This is a genomic window from Mesorhizobium sp. M7A.F.Ca.CA.002.04.1.1, from assembly GCF_004022805.1.
Taxonomy (GTDB): Bacteria; Pseudomonadota; Alphaproteobacteria; order Rhizobiales; family Rhizobiaceae; genus Mesorhizobium; species Mesorhizobium ciceri.
In genome coordinates, this window is sequence record NZ_RZPL01001017.1 from 1 (window position 1) to 1,476 (window position 1,476).

Here is a 1,476-nt window from a genome sequence, read left to right on the forward strand (position 1 = left end):
GCGCCCATCGATGCGCTTGTTGAAGCGCTGCGGCAGCGCGGCATCGACCCAGTCCCGATCTTCGTCTCCAGCCTCAAGGACCCAACCTCCCTCGCCTTCGTGGAAACAGCACTGACGGCGCTGAAGCCCGCCGCCATCATCACCGCGACCGCTTTCGCCTCAGGCGCCGAACCCGGCATCGAAACGCTGTTCGACCGCGCCGGCGTGCCTGTCTTCCAGGTCATCGTCGCCACCACCCGCCGCGACATCTGGCAAAACAACCAGCGTGGCCTGGCACCCGCCGACCTCGCCATGCATGTCGTGCTGCCCGAACTCGACGGCCGCGTCCTCGCCGGCGCCATTTCCTTCAAGGGCGAGACCGAGACCGATCCCGCACTCGGCCACCGCGCCTTCGCCAACCGGCCGGAACCGGATCGCGTGGCGCAGGTCGCTGACCGCGTCGCGGCCTTCATCAAGTTGCAGGAGACACCCCGCGCCGGGCGCAAGCTGGCCATCCTAATCCCGGATTACCCTAGCGCTCCTGGTCGAACCGGCTATGCCGTCGGCCTCGACGTGCCGTCCAGCGTGCTCGCCATGCTGCATGACCTGAAGGAGCAGGGCTATGTGATTGAGGGGATTCCGCAGACGCCGCGTGGGTTGCTGGATTTGCTGGAAGCCAGCGATACTGGATTGGCCTTAGATAACTACATTGCCTTCTCGACGGAGTTGCCGACTGCGGCAATTACTGCGGTCGAAGCCGCTTGGGGCAAAGCGGAAGACGAAACAGGTTTGCGCGGAAGCTTCCCCTTCCGCGCCGCCACCTTCGGCAACGTCACCATCGCCCTCGCCCCCGACCGCGGCCGCTCCGTCGACCGCCGCGCCGACTACCACGACCCGACGCTGCCCCCGCGCCATGCGCTGATCGCCTTCGGCCTCTGGCTGCGCAAGTCGCTCGGCGTCCACGCGCTGGTCCATGTCGGCGCCCATGGCACGCTTGAATGGCTGCCGGGCAAAACCGTTGCTCTGTCGGAAAACTGCTTTCCGGAGATCGTCACCGGTCCCCTGCCCGTCATCTATCCCTTCATCGTCTCCAACCCGGGCGAAGCGGCGCAGGCCAAGCGGCGCATTGCCGCCGTCACCCTTGGCCATTTACCGCCACCGCTGACCGGCGCCGGGCTGGACGAAAACCAGCACAAGCTCGAGCGGCTGGTCGACGAATATGCGCAGGCCGACGGGCTCGACCGTCGCCGCCGTGACCGACTGGCGAAACTGATCGTCGACACCGCGCAAAAAACCGGTCTCGCCTCCGAAGCCGGCGTTGCCAGAACCGACGCGCCCGACGAGGCCTTGCGCCGCATCGATGCCTGGCTCTGCGACCTCAAGGATTTCGCCATCAAGGACGGGCTGCATATCTATGGCCGCGCTCCGGAGGATGAGCCGGACGCCATGCGCCGGCAAAGTGCTGAAGCCGAGAAGACGGCGCTCATCGCCGCGCTC

1 protein-coding gene is annotated in these 1,476 nt (G+C 66.5%); it reads left to right on the top strand.

Going from position 1 to position 1,476, the window contains the following annotated elements; genetic code table 11:
* Positions 1-1,476, top strand: a 1,476-nt coding sequence (locus tag ENZ75_RS31630) for a cobaltochelatase subunit CobN (RefSeq protein ID WP_206617147.1), incomplete at both ends; no start/stop codon positions are given.